Source organism: Mucilaginibacter sp. (assembly GCF_036383575.1).
Lineage (GTDB): Bacteria > Bacteroidota > Bacteroidia > Sphingobacteriales > Sphingobacteriaceae > Mucilaginibacter.
This window is the reverse complement of sequence record NZ_DASVOB010000823.1, coordinates 1-7,382: the sequence shown is the minus strand read 5'-3', so window position 1 is coordinate 7,382 and position 7,382 is coordinate 1. Positions and strand designations below refer to the sequence as shown.

Genomic DNA, 7,382 nt, shown 5'->3' with positions numbered 1-7,382 from the left:
CCTGTAAGTCGGGGATTGCTTCCTTCCTCCAATAACGGTGTGGTAAAAAAACTTGGTTCCAAAGAGTATTATTCCACTCCCAATTCCTTCATCAACCTGCCTACTGTTTCTTTCAATTCAGCAATTTCCTGTTCTGCTTTGACCAAACGGGCTTCCAATGCCGACGAAGACGAACGGCCAGCTGGTTCATCTGCAAAATCATCGTCGTTAATTTCGGGCGTTCCGCCTAATAAATGGGCGTATCTAACCTCTTTTTGACCGGGACGTTTAGGTAATTGTACGATATAAGGCGTTTCCCCTCCGGCCAGTTTATCTAATATTTCCTGCACCTCTTCTATCGAATCAAACTCATACATGCGGCCGCTGTTGGTATTTAGCTCACCGGGGGTTTGAGGCCCGCGAAGGATCAGCAGGCAGATCAGAGCCACTTCCGACGGTATCACCGGGAATACAATAGCAAAATTGTGTTTGTATTTAATGTTACGGATAGAACCTCCCGTAGCAGTTGACGTCAACCCACGTCTTTTCAACGAGTTCAGGGCATTAATAACGGTATCATCATCATAATTAGTAACCGGCTTGCGCGATGTTTTCTGATTACAGGCAGCTACCAGTCCGTTAAGGGTCATGGGATAATAATCGGGCGTGGTTTTGGCTTTTTCCATTAAAGTGCCAAGTACACGTAGTTCTTCTGCATCAAGTACGGGTAAAGTTTGCGGTGAATCCATGGCTAAATATAAGCAGGTTTTTATAGCGTCAAAAAAAATTGCTAATTTTCTGAATGCTAAAATCATTGGGATTGAAATAATAGCATCAAAATAGTTTACTTTGCATTTCAATGTCTTTATTCATTACATCATTAAATTCGGGAAGTAATGGCAATTGCTATTACGTGGGGAACGATCAGGAGGCTATATTGGTTGATGTAGGTATTTCATGCCGCGAAACTGAAAAACGCATGGCCCGGCTGGGTTTATCCATGCAAAAGGTAAAAGCCATATTTGTATCGCATGAACATTCAGATCATATCCGCGGCATCCCGGTATTAGCTAAAAAGCACCAGCTGCCGGTTTATATCACTCCCGGGACATTGATACATCTTGGCGGGGTTGATCATTCAAAAGTTCATCATCTCAGCGCTTTTCAAACCGTACTTATCGGCGACCTGGAAATAACTTCTTTCCCAAAAGTACATGACGCATCTGAACCGCATAGTTTCATGGTAAGCTGCCGCGATGTTAAGGTTGGTGTATTTACCGATCTGGGGATAGTATGCGACCAGCTGATCCGCTACTTTAGCCAGTGCCATGCCGCTTTTTTGGAAGCCAATTATGATGATGATATGCTGGATAAAGGTGGCTATCCGTATTACTTAAAACAGCGCATCCGTGGCGGCAAAGGGCATTTATCAAACAAACAGGCGCTGAGTTTATTCATGACGCACCGCCCGCCGCACATGACCCACCTGCTGCTTTCCCATCTTTCCAAAAACAATAACGACCCTAAACTCGTAGAAGATCTGTTTACCAATTGTGCCAATGGTATCAATATCATCGTGGCTTCAAGGCACCAGGAAACACCTGTTTATTATATCAGCAGTACGGTTGTTCAGCCTGAACCATTGGGGCAGCTTGGCTTAAGCTTTTAATCAGGCGATATCGTTATCAGCCAGGTCCTGCGAGAACATGGTGCTCAGCATCTCATAAAGCTCGGGATGTTTGTGCTTTAGTTCGGTAGGCTTTTGGAAAAAGTATTCGGCAACAACTGCTAAAAATTCAGCTTCATTGGTGATAGCATATGGATTAATATCTGAACGCCCGGCTTCTATTTTATGGATCTCCTGGTGGATCATTTTTAGCCATGGCATTATGTATTCATGCGCGAGCAGGTTTTCGGGCACGCCGTCCGTAGCACCGTCAGATTTATCAAGCAAATGTACAAACTCATGAATGGCTGTATTCTCCTTCCCAGCTGATTTACTGAAACCTTTCGTTAATGCCGCTCTCGATAGGATCATCTGCCCATTCATATATCCGGAACCCACCATTCCTAAAATGTTCCTGTTTTCGCCTTCAAACTGAAACTCGCTATCGAAAGTATCCGGGTAAAGGATCACGTTGGTCAAGTTGCGGTATTTCCAATCGGCGAAGCCAAATATCGGGATCACCGCACTTGCGGCTATCATCACTTTGTCGGCATCGCTCACCGTTGTGCCTATACCTTCAATAGTAATATCCGCTAAAAATGCAACTACTCTTTGCTCAAATAGTAGTTTCCGATCAGCGTCGAGATGCTGGTAATAAGGAATATTTTGCTCCAAAAGTGTTTTATAATTCAATGAGGCCTCAGGAGCTTCATTTACTACTTTCTTTTTATTGAGGAAAAAGAATACCGCCAGTACGATAACTATCAAAACTATAACAGGAACCATTTTTTATTATAGATAAAATTATAAAACAAAGTAAAACAACAGCATAAACAGGGCAGCTATCAGGGTATTCAAAAAATTCACGGTATTGTTACCGATTATCCCGTTACGCTCAAACACAGCACCTAAAATCGAATCTGTTAAATTGCCGAGCGTACCGGCAACTACAATCCAGATGATATTTATAGTCCAGCCTAAACCTATAGTACAAACAATAGCGATAACAACAGAGCCGGCTACTCCAATTAAAGTACCTTCCAAACTGATCACACCATCAAGCCCTCGTACATCCGGCTTTAGCGTAATAATGTTAAAGAAACGTTTACCATAAACCGTTCCCAACTCCGACGAAAGCGTATCAGCGGTAGCTGAGGCAAAGCTGGCCGCCATCATCAATTGTAAAACATGCGCATGCACCACCGGTAATACCAGGATCAAAATCCCGCATAGAGCCGCGGTACCCGCGTTGGCTAAAACCTGCGCTGAAGTCCTCCCTCCTTTTTGATCCGCGTTTAGATCCTTCTTGGTGTTGCTTTGCACCGAGGTTGCAGCCGAACCTAAAATGAAAAAAGTGGTCATCATGGCTAACCCGGTAAAACCATTACCGGCAAATACTAAAACAGCAACTGCGGCACCTGTTAAAGCAGCTATAACAGTTAGTTTACGGGCCGCTGTGCTATACGCCACACCTGCGATCAGAATAAACGCCAATAAACCGTAACTTAACCACATAGCTAATCAAAGGGATTTATTGCCGCTAAATTAAACTTTCAATTCATACTTTTGGGCACATGAAAGATATACTGGGCCAGGCCATACATGATCATTACCATAAATCAGCTAACCATAAGTTATGGATCAATAATCAATATGGGCCAAAAGAAGAAATGCCTGTTGATATTTATTTCAGGGATGAGGACGATATGCCTGATATTGAGTGGCTGGCCATGAACGAATGCCGCGGGACCGTATTGGATATTGGCGCTGGCGCAGGCAGCCATGCGTTAACATTACAGGAGCGCGGCTTTGATTGTACTGCACTGGATATCTCACCATTGGCTTGTGATGTAATGAGAGAACGAGGCGTAAACAAAGTGCTTAAAGGCGATATCTTTGTTTACGATGAACAAAAGTATGATACCCTGCTCCTGCTCATGAACGGCATTGGCCTTGCCGGGACGCTTGAAAACCTCAAAGTATTTTTACAACATATTAAACTCCTGCTCAACCCCGGCGGGCAGCTCCTGTTCGACTCATCGGACATTGCTTATTTATATGAAGATGGCTTGCCAGAAAAAGGCTATTACGGTGAGTTGCTTTATCAATACCAATACAGCCGTCAAAAAACCGACTGGTTTCCCTGGCTATATGTTGATGAAAAAACATTGGAGCCTATTGTTAACAAAGCAGGTTTTGATATGGAAGTTTTGTTGGAGGATGAGTTTAAACAATATTTGGTAAGGCTAACACTCAGCAAGTAAAACCATCGTAATTTTGTTATTGGTTGTCTGTATTAATTACAGAATAAACTACTTTTATTCCAACAACATCAACCAATGAAAAAAGCCATCACTCATATCCTTGCTGGCCGTGAAAAGAAGATCACTGCCGAAGAAACCGTGCGCCAGCCTTTGCCCCATAAGGATTTTCGCTTTGCTAACCCATTTATTGTATTGCACCATATGGGCCCCGAGGTGATAGAACCCGGTCAAACTTTACGGATCCATCCGCATCCGCATCGTGGTTTTAGCCCTTATACTATTATATTACAGGGCGAGGGTTATCATAAGGACAATGCCGGTAATGACGAGGTGATTAAAGCCGGGGATGTGCAATGGATGTTTGCAGGCAAAGGTATTATGCACAGCGAAGGCCCAACCGCCGAATTATTGCAAAAGGGCGGTGTACAGGAACTTATCCAGCTTTGGATCAATGCGCCTAAAAGTAAAAAATGGGATGAGCCTTTTTATCAATCGGCCAAAGCAGACCAGTTACCTAAAGTAATTATTGGCGAAGGCCTTGACTTTAATTTAGCAAGCGGAGATTATGAAGACAAAACCGGGCCTATCAAAAACTTCAGCCCGGTTATTTCTATCGTTGGGAAAATAGCAACAGGCAAAGAAGCAAATTTCAAAGCTATACCGGGCTACTGGGCATTACTTTATATTATAAAAGGCAGCGTTAATGTAAACGGACAATCCATCAGCCAATATAATCTCCTTGTGTTTGAAAAAGAGAATGAGGATATTCTGGTGTTGGCTGAGGAAGATTCGCAGGTATTATTCCTCTCGGCCGAACCTATCGACGAACCGGTAGCAGCTAAAGATAACTTTGTAATGAACACACCCGAAGAGATTGAACAAGCCCTTACTGATTATAAAAATGGCGTGTTTGGAACATTAAACTATTAAATACATAATAACTTTTGGTTATCACAGATTGCATTTTATAATAAAAAACCGGCGATAAATTCACACACCTTTGTATCATCAAAACAAAGGAAAAATGAATACCCCACATCAATTAAACAATACCGGCGGCCTGTTATTGAACATCAATGAAAACGCCCGCAAGGTTATCTTCGCTATATGTATCATGTTATGCCTGATGCCTTTCATGAGTCCGGCAGTAGCTTTATTTTTAGGCTTAGTGGTAGCACAATGTTCCGGTCACCCCTATTTGCATCTCAATCATAAGGCTACCCATATTTTATTGCAGGTATCAGTGGTTGGTTTAGGCTTCGGCATGAACGTACATAGCGCCCTGCAGGCCGGCAAGGAAGGCATTCTGTTTACCGTTGCGTCCATAACCGGAACTTTATTATTCGGAACCTTGATGGGCAGATGGTTAAACATCGAAAAAAAGACCTCTTTTCTGATCTCATCAGGCACAGCCATTTGCGGCGGAAGCGCCATTGCCGCCATATCACCGGTTATTAAAGCCGAAGAAAAACAGATCTCGGTAGCTTTGGGCTGTGTATTTATCCTCAACTCTATAGCCCTTTTTATTTTCCCGCTGATTGGTCATTATCTTAATTTATCACAAACCCAGTTTGGTTTATGGTGCGCTATTGCCATTCACGATACCAGCTCGGTAGTTGGGGCAGCAAGTAAATATGGTACACATGCATTGGAAGTAGCAACTACAGTTAAACTGGCAAGGGCCTTATGGATCATCCCGGTAGCATTTTTATCTACCTTCCTATTCAAGAACAAATCAAAAAAAGTAAGTATCCCGTATTTTATCGGCCTGTTCATATTAGCTATGATAGCTAACACTTATTTACCGGTTGTAAAGTTAATAAGCCCATATGTAATTAATATAGCAAAGGCCGGGTTAACACTTACTTTGTTTTTAATAGGTGCAGGTCTTTCACGCAAAGTATTGGCATCAGTTGGATTGAAACCGCTTTTGCAGGGAGTAGCACTTTGGGTTGCCATATCTGGTGCTGCGCTTTACGCGGTGATGCAATTGGCGAAATAAAATCAGGTTGCAACTATTGTAATTGTGATTGGTAAATAAGTATTTTAGGGTATTATAAACCTTACACAATGAACAAATCCGGATCTATTTTCATCTCCTTGCTATTAACTGTATTCAGTTTTACCGTTTCGGCACAAACTGATAAAGAAACAGCCCTGCAAAAAGGCAAACAAGCCGTGTCTCTTGAAGATGAAGGAAAATTTGATGAAGCCCTTGCCTTACTTACAGATGCTCAAAAGCTCGATCCATCAAATCTCACCTACCCTTATGAAATGACCTATTGCTATTACAGCAGGAAAGAGTATCAAAAAACGATTGATGTTTTAGAAAACATAAAGGATAAACCAGGATCATTTGACCGCATATATCAGTTATTAGGCAACAGCTATGATATGCTGGGGCAAAGCGACAAAGCAATAAACACATATGAATCGGGATTAAAAAAATTCCCGAAAGCGGGTTGCCTCTACCTTGAACGTGGGGTTATCCCACTCGCAGCGAAGGACTATAACAGAGCCATCATCTATTTTGAGAAAGGTATTGAGGCCGAGCCATCGTTTCCATCAAATTATTATTGGGCGGCAAAACTTTACCTTGGTTCGGAAGAAAAATTATGGGGAATGATTTATGGCGAACTTTTCATGAACCTTGAGCGCAACAGTAAACGCACAGAAGAAATCAGCAAACTGCTGTACAATGGATATCAAAGCGGAATAAAATATACAGAACCGGGGAAGACAGCCATCAGCTTTAGTAAAACAAGTACTATTTCTACCAGTTCGATTGCGGCTGGCGGGCAATTAAAGCTGCCATTCAGCATGATATATGAACCTACTATGGGCATTGCAGCCGTTACCGAAAAAAGTATCGACTTAAATTCGCTCGACAGGATCAGGCAAAATTTCCTGAAGTCCTATTTCCAAAGAGAGTTTGATAAAAAATACCCAAATGCCTTGTTTACTTACCAGGATTTGGTAGACAAATCCGGCAATATAGAAGCCTACAACCACTGGATATTAATGCAGGGAGAGCCGGACGCATTCAATGCATGGGAAAGCAGTAACAAAACAAAATGGGATAATTTTCTGAAATGGTTTAACGAAAACCCCTTAGCACTGGACGATAACAATCATTTTATACGCTGGCAATACAACTAACAGCAGTTAAAACTTTATTGAAAACAGGTCATCTTCCTCCATAAAACAATCACCCTTACCTATGGATTGAAATTTAGCCGATAATATTTATACAAAAAGGGGGGTTAACATATTTTTTGCGTAAAAAGCACTTAATTAACTGACTATTAACAATATAAACAAACATTAACTCTGAATTATGTTAACCCTGTTAACCCCCTTTTGTTAGTAGAGTAAACCCCAAACTATATATAGCTTAAGTATCTGAACAAGTCAAAAGAAGGGGCAGTTTAATGATAAGCCCCTTCTTTTTTTAAGTACAAGTATTCGAATTT

Annotated in this window: 8 protein-coding genes; 5 read left to right on the top strand and 3 right to left on the bottom strand. The window is 41.8% G+C overall.

All coding sequences use genetic code 11. The features are described 5' to 3' along the window. Nucleotides 1–68: 68 nt before the first annotated feature. Nucleotides 69–728, bottom strand: coding sequence for a YceH family protein (locus tag VF500_RS29070; RefSeq protein ID WP_330863008.1), 660 nt, complete (start codon nt 726–728; stop codon nt 69–71). A gap of 110 nt (nt 729–838) precedes the next feature. Here VF500_RS29070 and VF500_RS29065 point away from each other — a divergent pair, with 110 nt between their 5' ends. Continuing rightward, the gene (locus VF500_RS29065) at nt 839–1,648 is read left to right on the top strand and encodes an MBL fold metallo-hydrolase (protein ID WP_330863007.1); all 810 of its coding nucleotides are present in this window, start codon (nt 839–841) and stop codon (nt 1,646–1,648) included. Here the strand turns inward: VF500_RS29065 and VF500_RS29060 are convergent, their stop codons facing one another. Both VF500_RS29060 and VF500_RS29055 read right to left on the bottom strand, forming a co-directional pair. After that, a complete protein-coding gene (locus VF500_RS29060) occupies nt 1,649–2,431 on the bottom strand; it encodes a M90 family metallopeptidase (RefSeq protein ID WP_330863006.1) in 783 nt (260 codons plus the stop codon). Nucleotides 2,432–2,449: 18 nt separating this feature from the next. Next, nucleotides 2,450–3,160, bottom strand: coding sequence for a DUF92 domain-containing protein (locus VF500_RS29055; RefSeq protein WP_330863005.1), 711 nt, complete (start codon nt 3,158–3,160; stop codon nt 2,450–2,452). Between the two features lie 59 nt (nt 3,161–3,219). On the opposite strand from VF500_RS29055, the gene VF500_RS29050 reads away from it, so the two are divergent. The 4 genes from VF500_RS29050 (at nt 3,220) to VF500_RS29035 (ending at nt 7,068) form a co-directional block, all read left to right on the top strand. Next, entirely contained in the window at nt 3,220–3,909 is a 690-nt protein-coding gene (locus tag VF500_RS29050) for a class I SAM-dependent methyltransferase (RefSeq protein WP_330863004.1), read from the top strand. A 75-nt stretch (nt 3,910–3,984) separates the two neighbouring features. Beyond that, the gene (locus VF500_RS29045) at nt 3,985–4,839 is read left to right on the top strand and encodes a pirin family protein (protein WP_330863003.1); all 855 of its coding nucleotides are present in this window, start codon (nt 3,985–3,987) and stop codon (nt 4,837–4,839) included. A gap of 94 nt (nt 4,840–4,933) precedes the next feature. After that, nucleotides 4,934–5,911 (top strand): YeiH family protein, encoded by a 978-nt coding sequence (locus VF500_RS29040; protein ID WP_414688601.1) that lies wholly within the window; start codon nt 4,934–4,936, stop codon nt 5,909–5,911. A 68-nt stretch (nt 5,912–5,979) separates the two neighbouring features. Further along, nucleotides 5,980–7,068 (top strand): tetratricopeptide repeat protein, encoded by a 1,089-nt coding sequence (locus tag VF500_RS29035; RefSeq protein ID WP_330863002.1) that lies wholly within the window; start codon nt 5,980–5,982, stop codon nt 7,066–7,068. Nucleotides 7,069–7,382 lie beyond the last annotated feature (314 nt).

Coding starts and splice junctions, on each gene's coding strand:
- VF500_RS29070 (WP_330863008.1), bottom strand. CDS start 728: ATGGATTCACCGCAAACTTTACCCGTACTTGATGCAGAAGAACTACGT.
- VF500_RS29065 (WP_330863007.1), top strand. CDS start 839: ATGTCTTTATTCATTACATCATTAAATTCGGGAAGTAATGGCAATTGC.
- VF500_RS29060 (WP_330863006.1), bottom strand. CDS start 2,431: ATGGTTCCTGTTATAGTTTTGATAGTTATCGTACTGGCGGTATTCTTT.
- VF500_RS29055 (WP_330863005.1), bottom strand. CDS start 3,160: ATGTGGTTAAGTTACGGTTTATTGGCGTTTATTCTGATCGCAGGTGTG.
- VF500_RS29050 (WP_330863004.1), top strand. CDS start 3,220: ATGAAAGATATACTGGGCCAGGCCATACATGATCATTACCATAAATCA.
- VF500_RS29045 (WP_330863003.1), top strand. CDS start 3,985: ATGAAAAAAGCCATCACTCATATCCTTGCTGGCCGTGAAAAGAAGATC.
- VF500_RS29040 (WP_414688601.1), top strand. CDS start 4,934: ATGAATACCCCACATCAATTAAACAATACCGGCGGCCTGTTATTGAAC.
- VF500_RS29035 (WP_330863002.1), top strand. CDS start 5,980: ATGAACAAATCCGGATCTATTTTCATCTCCTTGCTATTAACTGTATTC.